The sequence below is a fragment of the Rahnella sp. BCC 1045 genome (genome assembly GCF_019049615.1).
In the GTDB taxonomy this organism is placed as follows: domain Bacteria; phylum Pseudomonadota; class Gammaproteobacteria; order Enterobacterales; family Enterobacteriaceae; genus Rahnella; species Rahnella contaminans.
The window spans coordinates 14,831-32,101 of record NZ_JAFMOZ010000104.1 but is presented as its reverse complement, the minus strand read 5'-3'; the positions used below and the strand labels follow the sequence as shown (position 1 = coordinate 32,101).

At 51.5% G+C, this 17,271-nt stretch carries 17 protein-coding genes; 8 read left to right on the top strand and 9 right to left on the bottom strand.

Features of this window, described 5'->3' with window-relative positions; genetic code table 11:
- The first annotated feature begins 117 nt into the window (after positions 1–117).
- The 3 genes from J1782_RS05225 to J1782_RS05215 all read left to right on the top strand — a co-directional run bounded on the left by J1782_RS05225 (position 118) and on the right by J1782_RS05215 (position 2,557).
- The gene (locus tag J1782_RS05225) at positions 118–339 is read left to right on the top strand and encodes a DNA-binding transcriptional regulator (RefSeq protein ID WP_112151099.1); all 222 of its coding nucleotides are present in this window, start codon (positions 118–120) and stop codon (positions 337–339) included.
- Between the two features lie 137 nt (positions 340–476).
- Entirely contained in the window at positions 477–1,505 is a 1,029-nt protein-coding gene (locus J1782_RS05220; RefSeq protein ID WP_217152583.1) for a tyrosine-type recombinase/integrase, read from the top strand.
- A 167-nt stretch (positions 1,506–1,672) separates the two neighbouring features.
- The gene (locus J1782_RS05215) at positions 1,673–2,557 is read left to right on the top strand and encodes an HNH endonuclease (protein WP_217152582.1); all 885 of its coding nucleotides are present in this window, start codon (positions 1,673–1,675) and stop codon (positions 2,555–2,557) included.
- Positions 2,558–2,989: 432 nt separating this feature from the next.
- On the opposite strand, the gene J1782_RS05210 is transcribed toward J1782_RS05215, so the two are convergent.
- The 4 genes from J1782_RS05210 to ftnA all read right to left on the bottom strand — a co-directional run bounded on the left by J1782_RS05210 (position 2,990) and on the right by ftnA (position 5,283).
- Positions 2,990–3,325 (bottom strand): YebY family protein, encoded by a 336-nt coding sequence (locus tag J1782_RS05210; protein WP_217152581.1) that lies wholly within the window; start codon positions 3,323–3,325, stop codon positions 2,990–2,992.
- A gap of 37 nt (positions 3,326–3,362) precedes the next feature.
- Entirely contained in the window at positions 3,363–4,247 is an 885-nt protein-coding gene (gene copD, locus J1782_RS05205; RefSeq protein ID WP_152325662.1) for a copper homeostasis membrane protein CopD, read from the bottom strand.
- Between the two features lie 3 nt (positions 4,248–4,250).
- Positions 4,251–4,637, bottom strand: a complete 387-nt coding sequence (copC, locus tag J1782_RS05200) for a copper homeostasis periplasmic binding protein CopC (protein ID WP_371819742.1) — start codon at positions 4,635–4,637, stop codon at positions 4,251–4,253.
- 139 nt (positions 4,638–4,776) lie between these two features.
- Positions 4,777–5,283 (bottom strand): non-heme ferritin, encoded by a 507-nt coding sequence (gene ftnA / locus J1782_RS05195; RefSeq protein WP_095921401.1) that lies wholly within the window; start codon positions 5,281–5,283, stop codon positions 4,777–4,779.
- Positions 5,284–5,690: 407 nt separating this feature from the next.
- Between ftnA and J1782_RS05190 the strand changes: the two genes are divergently transcribed.
- A complete protein-coding gene (locus J1782_RS05190; RefSeq protein WP_152325660.1) occupies positions 5,691–5,921 on the top strand; it encodes a DNA polymerase III subunit theta in 231 nt (76 codons plus the stop codon).
- Between the two features lie 37 nt (positions 5,922–5,958).
- Here the strand turns inward: J1782_RS05190 and pip are convergent, their stop codons facing one another.
- The 4 genes from pip to dbpA form a co-directional block, all read right to left on the bottom strand.
- Positions 5,959–6,915, bottom strand: coding sequence for a prolyl aminopeptidase (gene pip, locus J1782_RS05185; RefSeq protein ID WP_152325659.1), 957 nt, complete (start codon positions 6,913–6,915; stop codon positions 5,959–5,961).
- Between the two features lie 555 nt (positions 6,916–7,470).
- Positions 7,471–9,510: a S9 family peptidase gene (locus J1782_RS05180; RefSeq protein WP_217152579.1), complete on the bottom strand. Its 2,040-nt coding sequence runs from the start codon at positions 9,508–9,510 to the stop codon at positions 7,471–7,473.
- Between the two features lie 129 nt (positions 9,511–9,639).
- Positions 9,640–10,005: a protein YebF gene (gene yebF, locus J1782_RS05175; RefSeq protein ID WP_152325657.1), complete on the bottom strand. Its 366-nt coding sequence runs from the start codon at positions 10,003–10,005 to the stop codon at positions 9,640–9,642.
- A gap of 162 nt (positions 10,006–10,167) precedes the next feature.
- The gene (gene dbpA / locus J1782_RS05170) at positions 10,168–11,550 is read right to left on the bottom strand and encodes an ATP-dependent RNA helicase DbpA (RefSeq protein WP_152325656.1); all 1,383 of its coding nucleotides are present in this window, start codon (positions 11,548–11,550) and stop codon (positions 10,168–10,170) included.
- A gap of 259 nt (positions 11,551–11,809) precedes the next feature.
- Here dbpA and purT point away from each other — a divergent pair, with 259 nt between their 5' ends.
- Complete coding sequence (gene purT / locus J1782_RS05165; protein WP_217152578.1) at positions 11,810–12,988, top strand: formate-dependent phosphoribosylglycinamide formyltransferase; 1,179 nt, start codon at positions 11,810–11,812, stop codon at positions 12,986–12,988.
- 83 nt (positions 12,989–13,071) lie between these two features.
- Here purT and J1782_RS05160 read toward each other — a convergent pair whose 3' ends face one another.
- The gene (locus J1782_RS05160; protein ID WP_101077138.1) at positions 13,072–13,251 is read right to left on the bottom strand and encodes a YoaH family protein; all 180 of its coding nucleotides are present in this window, start codon (positions 13,249–13,251) and stop codon (positions 13,072–13,074) included.
- 160 nt (positions 13,252–13,411) lie between these two features.
- Between J1782_RS05160 and pabB the strand changes: the two genes are divergently transcribed.
- From pabB to J1782_RS05145, 3 genes are all read left to right on the top strand, one after another.
- Positions 13,412–14,785, top strand: a complete 1,374-nt coding sequence (gene pabB, locus J1782_RS05155) for an aminodeoxychorismate synthase component 1 (protein WP_217152577.1) — start codon at positions 13,412–13,414, stop codon at positions 14,783–14,785.
- Positions 14,782–15,384: a CoA pyrophosphatase gene (locus J1782_RS05150; protein ID WP_208951454.1), complete on the top strand. Its 603-nt coding sequence runs from the start codon at positions 14,782–14,784 to the stop codon at positions 15,382–15,384. The genes pabB and J1782_RS05150 overlap by 4 nt, the downstream gene beginning before the upstream one ends.
- Positions 15,385–15,552: 168 nt before the next feature.
- A complete protein-coding gene (locus J1782_RS05145; RefSeq protein ID WP_152325652.1) occupies positions 15,553–16,917 on the top strand; it encodes an L-serine ammonia-lyase in 1,365 nt (454 codons plus the stop codon).
- Positions 16,918–17,271: the final 354 nt, after the last annotated feature.

Here is a 17,271-nt window from a genome sequence, read left to right as displayed (position 1 = left end):
AGCGCATCGACAGCGTGGGATAGAAGGCTCTGTAAATCAATGTAATACAGCGTGTATGATTTTCGAAATAACATACAATGACTTCATCTGATTAAAAATGATTACATGGTGATTATTATGATGCACTGCCCTAAATGCCAACACGCAGCACACGCACGATCCAGTCGTTATCTGAGCATCAATACCAAAGAGCGTTATCACCAGTGTCAGAACATTAATTGCAGTTGCACGTTTAAAACTCATGAGTCGATTGCTGACATCATTGTTGAGCCAGGAACAGTTCACGCTGTGCAGTTGCATCCTGACAAGCACAGTCAGCAGTCACTGCAAATGCACTAAAACTAAGCCCGCGAAAGCGGGTTTTTCTTTTATTGATTCAGTGTATTAATCAACTTACATGTATACGACTGACTAAATCAAACATTTACACTGGTTTTATATACAGTAAAATTCACATTCTCAAAAAGGAGAATGTGATGAGTGTTAGAAAGCTGTCTACCGGCAAATGGTTATGCGAGTGCTACCCGAACGGGCGCGAAGGTAAGCGGTGCCGCAGGCAGTTTGATTCCAAGGGTGAGGCCTTAGCCTTTGAGACCTACACCATGGAACAGGCGAAGAACAAACCCTGGCTGGGTGAGAAGGAAGACCGGCGTAAGCTGAGCGAACTGGTCGATCTCTGGTACAGCCTGCACGGCTGCTCTCTGAATGATAAAAAGGGACGGCTGGGCAAACTGAAGATTATCAGCGCGGGCATGGGTGACCCGATAGCCAGCATGATCACACCGAAAGACTGGGCGCACTATCGCGATCAGCGGCTGCGCGGCGAAATTAATAACGGCTACAGTACCAGTCTGGCTACCCGTAAAGTTTCCACCGGTACGGTGAACTGTGAGCACGCTTTTTTACGGGCGGTGTTCAATGAGCTGAAACGCCTGGGGGAATGGTCGTTACCTAACCCGCTGGAAAATATCCGCGAGTTTGATCAGCCGGAACGTGAAATGGCATGGCTGACTCAGGAACAAATTCTGCTGCTCATGGCAGCTTGTGAGCAGCATGGAAATGACGAATTAACGCTTATCGTTAAAGTCTGCCTTTCGACCGGCGCACGCTGGAACGAGGCAGCAAAAATCAAAAGCTCGCAGATTTCCCCCTATAAACTCACCTTCATCAATACCAAAGGTAAAAAGAACCGTACCGTTCCCCTCTCCCGCCCGCTTTATGACGAACTGATCGCCCGTAGGGGCGCGCCCTTCTCGCCCTGCTATAAGCAGTTTTATCGGGTGATCAGGCTGGCCGGCATCGAGCTGCCGGAAGGTCAGATGACGCACGTTCTCCGGCATACGTTCGCCAGTCATTTCATGATGGCTGGTGGCAACATCATCGTGCTGCAGCGCATCCTCGGGCACTCAGATATCCGTGTCACAATGCGTTACGCGCACTTCGCTCCGGATCACCTGGAAGACGCTATTTACCTGAATCCGCTGGCTCAATTAATGGAAAAATAATGTCGACAATTTATTACCCTGTAATTCAGGGTTGACGCTACCCTGTACCACAGGGTAGATTAGCCCTGTACCACAGGGTAGATTAGCCCTGTACTACAGGGTAGATTAGCCCTGTACTACAGGGTGTAGCGGACAATAACTCAATATTCGTATGAAGGAATTCTAAAATGCCAGCATTAACGCAAAATCAACTAAACCTGTTAGGGGCTACCTCAGGTGCTTATTCAGTTGTAACCCATAGGGAAGCTACTGGAGACCGCAGTATCACGCTTGACCAGTTTGAAAAGGCTGTTTTATCGCAGAAATATCGCCCAGAAAATTTCAAACGCCGTGGAGGTTCTATTGAGGATGGTCTTCCTGAGCGCTGGCCTTTCTATGTGCTGGACCCGTCTAATGTGATGAATTTCGGAACTCAGGAACTTCCAATAGTTTATCCAAAAGCCGAGGGAAATGAGCTTCGTCTGTATATGCAGACTTCTAACGGGTTCGGGTGCAACCCAAACGATTATTTTATTATTTTTAATCGCCAGGCGGATCCCTATTCGATTGTTGGATTTATCCCATCCGGGAGCTGGGATAACTTTTGGCTAGCCCGCTCAAGAATTGCAGACCAACGTTTCTCGATTCAAAATCAGGATCCTGATGATGTGGTCTATCAGCAAGAAGTACTCCTTACTCAGGCCGGAGGACTCATACAACAAACACGTATGTTACAGCCAAGGGATCCAAGGATTGCAAAGCAGGTACTTGAGAACAGCAATTATCAATGTGACTTTGATAGTAACCATATGTCATTTATCTCCCCGGTTACTTCAAGGCAATATATGGAGGCTCATCATCTGATACCAATGTCCCATCAACATTTCACTCAATATTCTCTTGATGATGTTGGTAACGTTGTTTCTCTTTGCCCAACTTGTCACAAAAAGATCCATCTCGGCTTGGCAGAAGATAAAAGAAATATGCTAGGGGTACTTTATAACAAAAAAGCTCATGTTCTTCAGGCCTATGGCATTAACTTTGAAACGCTCTGTAGTTTTTACAATGCGTGATGGTTAAAACCGGCGAATAGCAGGTCTGTGCCCTTACCTAAACTTGCCTTTTGTTCCATGCGTTTTAATACAACAATCTTTGGCGACAAAGTGGCGGCAGAAAGTCCTAGTAAGTCACATTGAGGGCAACGGGAAGTGGTTTAAGTGGTTGTTTTTACTATAAGTCGTTGATTCAAAAAACAGGCAAAAAAAAAGACCGAATACGATTCCTATATTCGGTCTAGGGAAATGGCTCTTGGGAGAGAGCCGTGCGCTAAAAGTTGGCATTAATGCAGGCGGTTAAGCCGTACAACTTTAAGAGTAGCCGAGGCCTGACTATTTTCCACTCAGTTTGAAACATAGTGATAATAACAATGATGTATTATTCTCATTGTGTGACAACATACGCAAAACATAGGATTAACATCAGGCAGTTACCGGCTGCACGGCGATTCAGCAAAGCGTCTCGGCTTTGGCGATAAACGGCGCGAGGCTCATTTTTTGCCCCGGATCAGCCGGATCGTCTAGCCAGATTTTCTCCAGCGGCACGGCCTGAACCTGGCGGTTTTTAACCTGCTCTTTGGCGACGTCGTTCAGAGGATATTGCGCCAGTGTACTGTCGTTAATGATATATAGCGCGTTACCGGGACGGCATTGCAGCATGACTTCTTCACGCGTAAAAGCCCAGGCTTTGCCATATTGCAGGCGACTGATCGTTTCAACCTGCGGCGCCGCAAAACTGCTGGCAGATAAGGTTAGCAACACGCAGGCGAGCAGTGTTTTCCTCATGATTTTTCCTCAGTAAATAGTAAATTCTTCATGCTTTTCAGCCCGGTGCAAGTGTTGCAAACCAGCTCACCGCCAGTAAAACCAATAACGCCAGCCCCCATTCGAGCCACGTCATCATGATGAAATGGCGCTGGGCCAGCTCCGGCTGTTTACCCATTAACGGCACCAGCCGGTAACGGTTGAAAATGGCGATGCCGCACATGATCCCGACCAGCGCCACTTTAATGACCAGAAGACGCTGATAAAGCGAGGTCATATCGACCGGCCAGCGTTGCAAAATAATCGCGGTATTCAGAATACCGGTCAGGATAACCAGCGCGACGGCGGCGTGGCCCCAGACCGAAAACCGGATAAGCGTGGCAATCGCATAAGGGCGTGTCGCAGGTTGTCGCGTATATAACATGCAGGTCAGCAGCGGGTATAAGCATCCGAACCAGTAAGCCGCGCTGAGCAGATGCACGACATGATTAGTCCGATGTAACAGCCCCAGCGCGCCGTCATGCATCGCCGCATGGCCGATCAGCGCCTGGCTCATCAGTAAACCGAGGGCACACAAAAAGATGATCACGTTGCGTCCCGGCAACCAGTCCATCAGCATGACCAGCAATAATGCTGCCGTCAGTAAAAGATGCCACCGCCAGACGTCACCAAACGACGTCGTGAGCACCAGCAGCCAGACGTTCAGGTTCAGCCCGTCACCCCAACCGTTTCCCATCTGCGCGGCCTGAATTGCGAGCATTCCCACCGACGTCACCGCCGCCAGAATGCCGGACCACATCATCAGAGACTGATTTTTACGCAGCAATACGGCAGAAAAGCCCTGCGGTGCCAGTAAGGAGCAAAAGACGCTCAAGCCAAAAATTTGCATCAGTGAAGCAAAGTGGACAAACCGGCACAGGACAAACATGGCAGTCAGGCTCATCGTTTATTTAACGGTGAAGCTGTACTGACCGTGTGTTTTATGACCATCAACGGAGACAACGCTCCACGTTACCAGGTATTTACCCGACTTCAGCGTTTCCGTAAGCGGGAGAACCGCCTGAGTTTTGTCATTCGCCGCGAGCGTCATAGAACCGGTTTTAACGGTTTTATTTTCTGCGTCGGTCAGCGTAATTTTGCTGAAATTAGGTTCGATGCCTTCGCTAAAGCCCAGTGACAATTCGGACGGGCTGACGGTGACAACGGTGTCGGCGGCGGGCGTTTCTGTTTTCAGGTGTGCGTGGGCAGAAGCCTGCTGTGAGATAAATCCGCCCAGCAAAACAGCTGAGACTGCCAGTGCACGGCAAAGAGAAGTGGTTTTTTTGAACACGATAATTCCTTGGCTTGCTTAACGATGAATTTATAACGCCGTCACTTTATCGCAAACCGCTCCAAAACGTTTGTCAAAAAAACATAAAAAAACGCAGAGGCCTGAGCACTCTGCGTTTTTATGAACCACAACCACAGGAAAATTAGCCTGCCGGAGCCTGTGCCACCATGTTCTTCAGATCTTTGTCCACGAAGAACAGGCCGTTGCCGGTGTTGCTGACCAGAGCCAGTTTATCGAGAACGGATTTGAACAACGTTTCTTCTTCATGCTGTTCAGCAACATACCATTGCAGGAAGTTGAAAGAAGAATAGTCTTTCAGCGTCATGGACAAATCGGCCAGTTCGTTGATTTTCTGGGTGATCAGTTGCTCATGCTCATAGGTTTGTTTGAACAAATCAGTCAGAGATTCAAACGACACCGGCGGAGCAGCAATCGCGCCCAGCAGAGGTAATGCGCCGGTATCGCTGACGTATTTGAACAGGCGATGCATGTGATCCATTTCCTCCATGGAGTGCTGTTTCAGGAACGCCGCTGCGCCTTCGTAGCCTTTATCGCTGCACCATGCACTCATCTGCAAATATAAATTGGCAGAGTAAAACTCGAGGTTCAGCTGTTCGTTCAGCTGGTCGATCATTTCTTTTTTAAGCATGATGCGGCTCCATAAAATAAATTAAGGCAGATGAATGGGGTTATTTACCCGCATTATGCCCGCATCAATACAAAATAAAAACACCCGATTCACATTATTAATCATGCAGGCAACAATATAAATTAACACATTGAATTTAATGAAATTTATTTTCATTAAATTATGCACTAATGATAATCATTAACATAAAGGATGTTATTAAAAAGAATCATTCTTATTTAAATACCCTGCTTTACTCTTTCCGTTGAATATAATTATCACTTAGGTTTCGGGAATAATTCTTATTTACTCATTAACACCAGGGAATCGCGCCAACAACACAGGGGATAATAAAATTCTAAAGACAACATTCACCCTGCGCAGGGTGTCGGGTACAATGCGGCGAAATGGTTTAGCAGGAAACAACAATGAGCATCAATCTGGCCGAAATCAGCAAAGACGAGATGGACCGCATTAACGTCGATCTCGCCGCATCAGCTGTCGCTTTTAAGGAACGTTACAATATGCCTGTTGTGGCTGAGATGGCTGAACGCGAGCAACCTGCGCATTTGCGCACTTACTTTCGTGAACGGGTCATGTTTTATCGCGGGGAATCACATAAATTTTCCCGTTTACCTTACGAACCTAAGCAAAAATAAGCGACGGCTTTGCGGGTAAACGGGAGCACAGAAAACGTTAACGCCGGGTGGCGAAACGCTGGTTAGTACGGATCAATTGATCGAGGATCCCAGGCTCGTCAAACGAATGCCCTGCCCCTTCGATGATGTGCAGTTCCGCTTCCGGCCAGATCTGTGCCAGGTCCCAGGCGTTTTGCACCTGACAGGCCATATCGTAGCGGCCGTGGACAATAACGGCGGGAATATGGCGGATGCGATCTACATTGCGCAAAAGCTGATCGTCGCTGTCCAGAAAACCCAGATGCGTGAAGTAATGGTTTTCGATGCGGGCAAACGCCAGCGCGAAGTCATCCTCGCCGAAAGATGACGAACCTTCCGCAGGCAGAAGCGTCACAGTCTCCCCTTCCCACAAGCTCCAGATTTTCGCGGCTTCCAGCTGAACGGCGAGATCTGCCGACGTCAGGCGTGCACGATAGGCGGCGATGACATCCTTGCGTTCCTCATCATCTAAAATCGACAAAATACGCTGCCATTTTTCAGGGAAGAAACGGGATGCGCCATCCTGGTAATACCAGGTCAGTTCCTGCTTACGCAGGGTAAAAATGCCGCGCAGAACCATTTCGCTGACACGTTCAGGATGCGTTTCAGCATAAGCAAGTGCGAGCGTTGATCCCCACGAACCGCCAAACACCAGCCATTTCTCGACACCCGCTAATTTACGCAAGCGTTCAATGTCTTCGACCAGATGCCAGGTCGTGTTGTTGTCAAGACTGGCGTGAGGTTTTGAACGCCCGCAGCCACGCTGGTCAAACAGCATGACGTCATAATCATTGGGATCAAAAAGTTGCCGGTGAACCGATGAGCAGCCCCCGCCCGGCCCGCCGTGCAGAAATACCGCTGGTTTACCTTCCGGGTTTCCGCTGCGTTCCCAGTAAATCTGGTGTCCATCGCCCGTATCAAGCATGCCGCTGGCATACGCTTCCAGAGGCGGATACAACCCTTTTAATTTTGGCATGACATTTCCTGTTCTATTCGGCCAGTGTATTGATTGATGTGCTCGCCTGTTAATAACAGCGCATCGGTTCCGCCGCGACAAGTTGTTATGACCAAAAATCGTTATTTCATATGCTGTTCGCATACTTATCACGCAATTTAGCTTGCAAGCTTGCTGCCCGTGAAACGAAAACGGCGAAGATGACAAAAGAAAAACGTGCAAAGCTGCTTGCAACTGACACGAAATAGGCAGTAAATAGCTGAGCAACCCAATCCACCAGCTTTAAAGAGAGGCGATTATGAGTAAAGGAATGGATAGCAAAAAAAATGCGAAGAAAAAGCCACTGAAGACCCCTGCTGAGAAGAAGGCTGAGAAAAAAGCCAAGAAAGCAGCTGCCTGATAAAGTTCCTTCGTAGAATAAACCCGCTGAACGCGGGTTTTTTTATTCCCCCGTCATACTTCAAGCCGCAGATGCGTTAGCTGCGCTCACTCACCCGAATCACTGACCCATGTCAGCTCATCGGGATTCGCTCACTTGCCGCCTTCCTGCGACTTGAATTATTTCGGGGGAACCTGTTATTTTTTCGCTGCCAGCGACAGAACAAAGGCATATTCAAGCGCGATATCTTCGTAAGCCTTGAAGCGCCCAGATTTACCACCGTGGCCGGAATCCATATCCGTGTGCATCAGCAGCTGATTGTCGTCAGTTTTGACATCACGCAGTTTCGCAACCCACTTCGCCGGTTCCCAGTATTGCACCTGTGAATCATGCAAACCGGTAGTCACCAGCATGTGCGGATAAGCCTGCGCACGCACCTGATCATACGGGCTGTATTGCAACATATAGTCGTAATACGCTTTGTCGTTAGGATTACCCCACTCGTCATACTCGCCAGTCGTCAGCGGAATAGACTCATCGAGCATGGTGGTGACAACGTCAACAAAAGGAACCTGTGCAACGATGCCGTGGAATAAATCTGGAGCCTGATTAATTACCGCGCCCATCAGCAAACCACCGGCGCTGCCGCCCATCGCGTAAACCTGCCCTGCATCGCCGTAACCTTCAGCCACCAGTTCTTTTGTTACATCGATGAAATCGTGGAACGTGTTGAGTTTGTTAAACAGTTTGCCATCGTCATACCATTGCTGGCCCAGTTCTGCGCCGCCACGGATATGGGCCAGTGCGAAAACAAAGCCTCTGTCGAGAAGGCTCAGGCGGCTGCCGCTGAAAGCCGGATCCATGCTGCTGCCGTAGGAGCCGTAGCCGTAAACCAGTAACGGATTTGTGTTTGGCTTGAACAATTCACGGCGGTAAACCAGTGAAACCGGGACTTTCACGCCGTCGCGCGCTGTGACCCAGACGCGTTCGCTGCGGTAATTCGTCGCATCAAAATCTTTCACTTCCTGCTGTTTGAGCAACGTACGGTCATGCGTGTCGAGATCCAGCTCAAAGAGCGAACTTGGCATGGTCATCGACGAGTAGCCGTAACGCAGCAACGACGTATCCGGTTCCGGGTTGTACGCCAACCAGGTGGTATACGTAGGGTCATCAAATGCCAGTGATTTTTCCTCACCGCTGGTCCAGTGGATCTGGCGTAGCTGCGTCAGCCCCTGATGGCGTTCTTCTACCACCAGCCAGTCGCGGAACAAACTAAAACCTTCGAGCATGACTTCAATGCGCGGTGCAATCAGCGTCTGCCACTGCGCCTCGGTGGCGTTTACACTTTTATAGAGACCAAAGTTTTTACCGTCTTTGTTCGAACGGATATAGAAGTGGCCCAGATAATGATCGAGCGCGTATTCATGATCTTTACGGCGCGACAGGAACACTTTCGGCGTCGCCTGCGGATCATCGGCATCCAGCAGCAGGATCTCGGACGTCGTGGTGCTGTCGAGGTGGATCAGGATGTATTTTTCTGAGGTGGTTTTATCCAGCCCGACGTAAAACGTGTCGTCTTTTTCTTCGTAAACCAGTTTGTCCGTTTTCGGATCTGTGCCGACGACGTGGCGGTAAACCTGATACGGCAGCAACGTTTTCTTATGCTTACGAACGTAATACAGCGTCTGAGAATCGTTTGCCCATTCGCTGCTGCCGGAAGTGTTTTTCAGCAGATCGTCAGTCCAGGTTTCATCATCCAGATTTTTAATGCGAATGTCGTACTGGCGGCGGGACAGGAAATCTTCGGCCACGGCCATGAGTTTATTGTCCGGGCTAATGTCTAAGCCGCCCAGCGTATAAAACTCGCCATCGCTGGCACGCTCATTTCCGTCGATCAGCGTCTGCCATTGTTCATGTTCGGCGGCGGGCTGACGCAGATAAATTGCGTATTCGTTGCCCGGCTCGTAGCGGGTCTGATAACGGTAGCCGTGTTTGACGTAAGGAACGGAGTGATCCTGCTGCGCAATGCGCGCGACCATTTCCCCGTAAAGCATTTCACGCAGCGCCTGATGGGGCTGCATCGCCAGATCGGTGTATTCGTTTTCTGCCGTCAGATACGCCAGAACCTGAGGATCGGCGCGGTCATCGTCACGCAGCCAATAGTAATTATCGACACGGTCATCCCCGTGTACGCTCAGTGTTTGCGGGCGTTTTTCAGCCTTTGGAGGTGTCATCATCTCGGATCTCTTTGTCCTCTTTATGGTGTGACAAGAGTGACAGGTTTAGACGGGGAAACCAAGAGACGGAATGTGCGGGAATTAGCGGGAATGTGCGCCCGTCAGGGGTTACGGGCGCAGGGGAAAAACTCAGACCGGCGTGCTGTAACTGATTTCACCGAGCTGGCAGTTAAGCGTGACGTCGTACGTCTTGTCGGCATGATCACCGCGGACTTTCAGCGGGATATCCCATTTCTTGTTATCACCGGTGATGCTGCCGGCATCAACCCATGCAACCGGCGTTGAGGTGCCGAGCGCTTTTTTATCAGCATCCCAGCGCGGAATGCGGTTTTGCAGAAAATCGCGTTTCACCAGCGCCGCGAGTTCATCTTTCGTCGCATTCGCGCAAGGTGTGACCGTCGCCGTTCTCACTTCAGGCTCATCGGCCTGAGCAGTCTGGACCAGACCGCTCATTCCTGCGACTGCCATTACCGCGCTCAAGATTATCTTTTTCATCGTTCGTCTTCCCAGTCTTTGTCTTTTATTACGCTGACCTTGCCGGAACAATAACCACACACACCGAAAGGTCATCACTTGTGTCAGACAATATAATCATCAACAAGCCAATAACACAACATTAACAATCAGACGAACAATGTAAAACGCGACATAACTGTTTTAGCGTAAAATAATCGCTTTGCAGTTTTTGCCTTTAATTTTCCCTTCCAGCAGGCGTTGCAGGGCTTTCTTCGCACTCTTCTGACGGATAGCAACGTAAGCGTGGATCGGGAACATATCAATTTTACCGACTTCTGCCGCGGTCAGCCCGGCATCGCCGGTCAGCGCGCCGAGAATATCGCCGGGACGGATTTTGGCTTTACGACCACCGTCGATACACAGCGTGGCCATTTCAGCATCCAGCGCCACCGGCGTTGCCGCCAGCGCCTGCGCGGCAGGTTGCCAGGTGAACCGCTGACGGGTGTAATCTTCCAGCGCCGTCACACGTGGCATTTCCTGCGGAGTCACCAGACTGACCGCCAGACCGCTGGTTCCCGCACGCCCTGTACGGCCTACACGGTGAACGTGAACTTCCGGGTCGAAAGACAGTTCATAGTTGATGACCAGACCTAACTGTTTGATGTCCAGCCCGCGCGCCGCAACGTCGGTTGCGACCAGCACACGGCAGCTGCCATTGGAGAAACGCACCAGTACACGGTCACGGTCACGCTGCTCGAGGTCGCCGTTCAGCGCCAGCGCACTGATCCCTTTGGCCGCCAGCGCGTCACACACTTCCTGGCAGTCACGCTTGGTATTACAGAACACCACGCACGATGTCGGCTGATGCTGGTACAATACCGCCGCCAGCAGGGATAAACGCTGATGTTTATCCGCTTCGATAAACACCTGCTTGATGTCTGCCACATCATCTTCGCCTTCAATTTCCACTTTCAGCGGTTCGCGCTGGAATTTGGAGCTGATGCGTTCAATGCCGTCCGGATACGTCGCGGAGAACAGCAGCGTCTGGCGTGTTTGCGGCGTATAGCTGACCACATCTTCGATATCTTCACTAAAACCCATGTCCAGCATGCGGTCGGCTTCATCGAGTACCAGCACTTTCAGATCATCCAGCTTCAGCGTGCCTTTGCGCAGGTGTTCCTGAATACGGCCCGGCGTGCCGACCACGATGTGTGGCTGACGGACCAGCGATTCGTTCTGAGGGCCGATTGACTGGCCACCGCAAAGGGTCAGGATTTTGATGTTCTGGGTAAAACGCGCCAGACGACGTAATTCTTTACTGACCTGATCGGCCAGTTCGCGCGTCGGACAAAGCACCAGCGCCTGCGCCACAAACTGTGAAACGGTGATGCTGTTCAGCAAACCAATGCCGAAAGCGGCTGTTTTACCACTGCCGGTTTTGGCTTTGGCGCGGACGTCCTGACCTTGCAGGATAGCGGGCAAAGAGGCTTCCTGAATCGGGGTCATTTCGGTGTAACCCAGTTCATTCAGGTTGGAAAGTTGCTCAGCGGGCAATGTCAGGACAGAAAAGGAATGCGTGCTCAAGGCGATAACTCTTTATGTGAGGCAAAAATCGGGGCAGCGGCAGAAGATCTGGCGCCATGGTTTGCTAAATGATAACAGAGACGCCCGCAGACTGCCTTAAACAGCAGAAAACCGGCTTAAAAAATCCTGTAAATCCCCTTCTGACGTACGCAGGGAATTTTTCAAACACACTGCGCAATCGTTTTCGTCCCCGATAATTTCAGATATACTGCGGCCCGAAATTCTTACTTTCCTTCATCAAAGATCTGGGTACGAAGCTATGTTAACCATTGGTACTGCACTGCGCACCGGCGCCACCCGCGTCATGTTGTTAGGCTCTGGCGAGCTGGGTAAGGAAGTGGCGATCGAATGTCAGCGCCTGGGTCTGGAAGTGATCGCTATCGATCGCTACGCGGATGCACCCGCCATGCAGGTCGCTCACCGCAGCCATGTTATTAACATGCTCGATGGCGATGCCCTGAAAGCCGTTATTGAAAACGAACGCCCTGATTTTATCGTGCCGGAAATTGAAGCTATTGCCACCAGCATGCTGGTCGAGCTGGAAAAACAGGGCCATAACGTGGTGCCGTGCGCCGAAGCGACGCGTCTGACCATGAACCGTGAAGGCATCCGTCGTCTGGCCGCGGAAACCCTCAAGCTTCCGACATCGACGTATCAGTTTGCTGACGACGAAGCGTCTTTCCGTCAGGCCGTAGACGCAATCGGTTACCCGTGCATCATCAAACCGGTGATGAGTTCATCCGGTAAAGGCCAGAGCCTGATCCGCAGCGCTGAGCAGTTACAGACAGCCTGGGATTATGCCCAGCAAGGTGGCCGTGCCGGTGGCGGACGCGTCATTGTTGAAGGTCTGGTGAAGTTTGATTTTGAAATTACGCTGCTGACTATCAGCGCCATTGACGGCATTCATTTCTGCGCGCCAATCGGGCACCGTCAGGAAGATGGCGATTACCGTGAATCCTGGCAGCCACAGCAAATGACCGAACTGGCATTGCAGCGCGCGAAAGATATCGCAGAAAAAGTGGTGAAGGCGCTGGGCGGCAAAGGGCTGTTTGGCGTTGAGCTGTTTGTCTGTGGCGATGAAGTGATTTTCAGCGAAGTGTCACCGCGTCCGCACGATACCGGAATGGTCACACTGATTTCTCAGGATCTGTCCGAGTTCGCCCTGCACGTTCGCGCATTCTTAGGTCTGCCGGTCGGGAAAATCCGCCAGTTCGGCCCGTCGGCTTCCGCGGTTATCCTGCCGGAACTGACCAGCAACAACGTTTCTTTCAGCGGGCTGGAAAACGCGCTGACGGGTTTCAATCAGATCCGTCTGTTCGGTAAACCGGAAATCAGCGGCAAACGCCGTCTGGGCGTGGCGCTGGCGATTGCCGAGAACGTTGAAGACGCGGTTGAGCAGGCGAAACAAGCCGCAGCGGCGGTTACCGTTCAAGGCTGAAGCCTGAATAAAGATGAAAAAAAACCGGACTCCGCAAAGGGTCCGGTTTTTTATGCCTGATATGTGCTTATCAGGGCGGAAATTTACTCGTCTTCGTCATCAAAGATAACGGTCACGCGATCGCCTTTGTGCGTTTCACGGATTTCTTCCGCAACGGTTGCAATGGCTTCGCCGCTGCTCATTCCGGTTTCCATTAACTGGCGGATACGATCGGCGGCCTGTTCTTGTTCGGAATGTGATAATGAAGGCATACCTGTCAGCATGGGAGATTCCTGTTGTACGTTAAATCGGCCCGCAGGCTGCGGGGTTGCACAGTATACGCCTTATTGCTGCAAATCGCCTGTGCTGCTTTCAGGCAGCCGAATCTATGTTAGGATCGGCGCTATAATACGTTTTAATTGCGCCCGGAAGCTCTTACCTGCCATGCAACCCACCCGTTCCGTAAATTTTCATACTTTGCCTTATCATCCCGATGCGCTGTCCGAACAATTTTCTGCGCTCTCAGCTTTGCCGTGGGCCATGCTTTTGCATTCCGGCTCTGCGCAGCATCAGCATAACCGCTTTGATATTCTGGTGGCGGATCCGCTGATCACACTGACGACGCGCGATGAGATCACGCAGGTTGAGCAAAACGGTGAAGTGACGTTGCGCAAAGAAGATCCGTTTGCCCTGCTGGAGGAATACCTATCGGCATCCGGTTTGCAGGCGGAAAGCTCGCCTGATTTTCCGTTTCTGGGCGGCGCGCTCGGGTTGTTTGGCTATGATTTAGGACGGCGTATTGAGGCACTGCCCGACACGGCAGAACAGGACATCGCCCTGCCGGATATGGCGGTGGGTATTTATGACTGGGCACTGATCGCCGATCACCATCTGCAACGTGTGACGCTGATTTGCCACCATGACGTTTCCGTCCGCCTGCACTGGCTGGCTCAACAGAAGGCCACCGCCGCGCAACCTTTCCGGCTGAAAGCGCCGTGGCAGTCCAACATGAGCCGCGGGGCATACGGTGAAAAATTCCGCCAGATTCAGGAATACATTCACAGTGGTGATTGCTATCAGATTAACCTCGCGCAGCGATTTTCGACACACTATTCCGGCGACGAGTGGCAGGCATTTTTGCAGCTGAATAGTGCAAATCGAGCCCCCTTCTCGGCGTTTCTGCGTTTACCTGAAAATACGGTGATCAGTCTGTCGCCTGAACGCTTCATCTGGCTGAAAGACCATCAGATCCAGACGCGCCCGATTAAAGGGACGTTGCCGCGCAGCGAGGATCCCGCAGAAGATGTGCGTCAGGCTGAGCGTCTGGCGGCATCGGAAAAAGATCGTGCGGAAAATCTGATGATCGTCGATTTATTGCGAAATGACATTGGCCGCGTTGCCACGCCGGGCAGCGTGCGCGTTCCCGAATTATTCAAAGTCGAGCCTTTCCCTGCGGTTCATCATCTTGTAAGTACCATCACCGCAGAACTGCCGGAAGCGTGCCACGCCAGTGCGTTGCTGCGCGCCTGTTTTCCTGGCGGCTCAATTACCGGTGCACCTAAAGTCCGCGCAATGGAAATCATCGAAGAGCTTGAGCCACAGCGACGCAACGGTTACTGCGGCAGCATTGCATACATCAGTTGCTGCGGCACGATGGACAGTAATATCACCATCCGCACGCTGCTGACGGCGAAAGGGAAAATTTACTGCTGGGCAGGCGGCGGGATTGTGGCCGACAGCCAGGAACAGGCAGAATATCAGGAAACGTTCGATAAAATTGCCCGCATACTGCCTCAGTTAGGAGACGTTCAGCCGTGACTTTGCTGGAACAACACGCACCCGTGCAGACTTTTTCCCCCGCGGTGGAAGATTTCATCCTGCGCTTTCAGTTGCAGCAACCGCGTATGCCTGCCCCCGCATTGCGCGGAACCCGTCACGCCGCCGTCTTAATTCCGATTATCTGCCGGAAAGAGCCGACAATCTTACTGACGCGCCGTTCCGATCAGCTGCGCAAACACCCCGGTCAGGTCGCCTTTCCCGGCGGTGCGGCCGATGCAACGGATACCTCAATTATTGCCACCGCATTGCGGGAAGCTCAGGAAGAAGTCGCCATTGAGCCGGAACAGGTACACGTTTTAGGCACGCTTTCACCGCAGGACAGCAGCAGCGGTTTTCAGGTGACGCCGGTTGTCGGGCTGTTGCCGGTCGATGTGACGTTCCATCCGGCTGAGGATGAAGTCGCCGAGCTGTTTGAAATGCCCTTGCAGGAAGCGTTTGATCTTGCCCGCTATCACACTCTGGATATTCATCGCAGAGGCATCCATCACCGGGTGTATTTATCCTGGTATCAGCAGCAATTTGTCTGGGGACTCACGGCGGCGATCATCCGCCAGCTCGCCCGGCAGGTTGAAGCTTGAGCCCGCTGATTACATTCCGATCACACTTTTGCATCAAATAAGTTTATTTCATGCGAAAAATGAAACTTTTGCCCCTCAGGCCTTTTAAACTATAGATTGAGCCACAAGTTGAGTTGTGGCTGTCAGGGATCCCGTTCCCTGCCGTAATTCATTACAGGAGTATTCGACGTGATTAGCGTTTTCGACATGTTCAAGGTCGGGATTGGCCCTTCCAGTTCCCATACTTTGGGCCCGATGAAAGCCGGGAAACAGTTCGCTGATGACCTGCTCGAAAAGGGCATGATGCCTGCCGTTACGCGTGTCGCCGTGGACGTTTTTGGTTCCCTGTCTCTCACAGGCAAGGGCCACCACACAGATATCGCCATTATTTTAGGTCTGGCGGGTAACCAGCCAGATACCGTCGACATCGACGGCATTCCCCATTTTATTCGCGACGTTGAGCAGCGTCAGCGCCTGCCGCTGGGTGAAACTCAGCATGAAGTCGATTTCCCCCGTGACACCGGCATGGTGTTTCGCGGTGAGAATTTACCGCGCCATGAAAATGCGATGCAAATTCATGCCTTTGCGGGCGACAAAATGATTTACAGCAAAACCTACTACTCCGTCGGTGGGGGTTTTATTGTCGATGACGAGCATTTCGGTCAGCCGGTACTTGATGAAGTGACGGTCCCTTACAGCTTCAATTCCGCGAGTGAAATGCTGGCCAAATGCAAGGAAACCGGCCTTTCGTTGTCAGGTTTGATGATGAAAAATGAGCTCGCCCAGCACAGCAAACAGGACATCGAACAGTATTTCGAGAAAATCTGGCACACCATGCAGGCCTGTATCGACCGTGGTCTGAATACGGAAGGCGTTCTGCCTGGCCCGCTTCGCGTTCCGCGTCGAGCGTCTGCCTTGCGCAGAATGCTGGTGTCCAACGATAAACTGTCTAATGACCCGATGAACGTGATCGACTGGGTGAACATGTTTGCCCTGGCCGTGAACGAAGAAAATGCGGCCGGCGGGCGTGTGGTGACGGCGCCGACGAACGGCGCCTGCGGGATTGTTCCGGCGGTGCTGGCGTATTATGACCAGTTTATTCAGTCAGTCAGCCCGGATATTTACCTGCGTTATTTCCTGACCTCCGGCGCGATTGGCATTCTTTACAAGATGAATGCGTCGATTTCGGGTGCGGAAGTCGGCTGTCAGGGCGAAGTCGGGGTGGCCTGTTCTATGGCCGCGGCGGGCCTGACAGAACTGCTGGGCGGCAGCCCGGAGCAGGTGTGCGTGGCAGCGGAAATTGGCATGGAACACAATCTGGGCTTAACCTGCGACCCGGTTGCCGGGCAGGTTCAGGTTCCGTGCATCGAACGTAACGCGATTGCTTCCGTAAAAGCCATCAACGCCGCACGCATGGCCTTGCGCCGGACCAGTGAGCCACGCGTTTCGCTGGATAAAGTGATCGAGACCATGTACGAAACGGGCAAAGATATGAACTCGAAGTACCGCGAAACGTCCCGCGGCGGTTTAGCCATTAAGGTTCAGTGCGACTAATCATTTGCAGGATTTTTCGTCTCCAGGCGGCTGGCGGGTTGCATCATTTTTGGCCCGCTTGCCGCAGGAAATACCACTCCGGTGGGAGCCGGTAGCAATAAAACCTTCGCTAACAACAACCTGTTGTATTATCAATACATAATGGTAGTGACACTTGCATTATACCCTGCAGGTACGGCATGCTGATTTCCGCCTGATTTTCCCGTTCAGAGAACCTCTTTATACACTGAAGATACATGCAAAAATGTACAGAAAAACATACGTGACAACGTCACCGATACGGATTTTCTTTGATTTTTGCCGGGAAAAATAGGGAGTTTTCCATAACTCAGGGAGAGCGTCCGGCGATTTACA

Coding starts and splice junctions, on each gene's coding strand:
- purT (WP_217152578.1), top strand. CDS start 11,810: ATGTTAACCATTGGTACTGCACTGCGCACCGGCGCCACCCGCGTCATG.
- ftnA (WP_095921401.1), bottom strand. CDS start 5,283: ATGCTTAAAAAAGAAATGATCGACCAGCTGAACGAACAGCTGAACCTC.
- J1782_RS05215 (WP_217152582.1), top strand. CDS start 1,673: ATGCCAGCATTAACGCAAAATCAACTAAACCTGTTAGGGGCTACCTCA.
- pip (WP_152325659.1), bottom strand. CDS start 6,915: ATGCCAAAATTAAAAGGGTTGTATCCGCCTCTGGAAGCGTATGCCAGC.
- copD (WP_152325662.1), bottom strand. CDS start 4,247: ATGAGCCTGACTGCCATGTTTGTCCTGTGCCGGTTTGTCCACTTTGCT.
- J1782_RS05160 (WP_101077138.1), bottom strand. CDS start 13,251: ATGCTGACAGGTATGCCTTCATTATCACATTCCGAACAAGAACAGGCC.
- J1782_RS05220 (WP_217152583.1), top strand. CDS start 477: ATGAGTGTTAGAAAGCTGTCTACCGGCAAATGGTTATGCGAGTGCTAC.
- J1782_RS05180 (WP_217152579.1), bottom strand. CDS start 9,510: ATGATGACACCTCCAAAGGCTGAAAAACGCCCGCAAACACTGAGCGTA.
- J1782_RS05225 (WP_112151099.1), top strand. CDS start 118: ATGATGCACTGCCCTAAATGCCAACACGCAGCACACGCACGATCCAGT.
- yebF (WP_152325657.1), bottom strand. CDS start 10,005: ATGAAAAAGATAATCTTGAGCGCGGTAATGGCAGTCGCAGGAATGAGC.
- J1782_RS05210 (WP_217152581.1), bottom strand. CDS start 3,325: ATGAGGAAAACACTGCTCGCCTGCGTGTTGCTAACCTTATCTGCCAGC.
- pabB (WP_217152577.1), top strand. CDS start 13,412: ATGCAACCCACCCGTTCCGTAAATTTTCATACTTTGCCTTATCATCCC.
- J1782_RS05190 (WP_152325660.1), top strand. CDS start 5,691: ATGAGCATCAATCTGGCCGAAATCAGCAAAGACGAGATGGACCGCATT.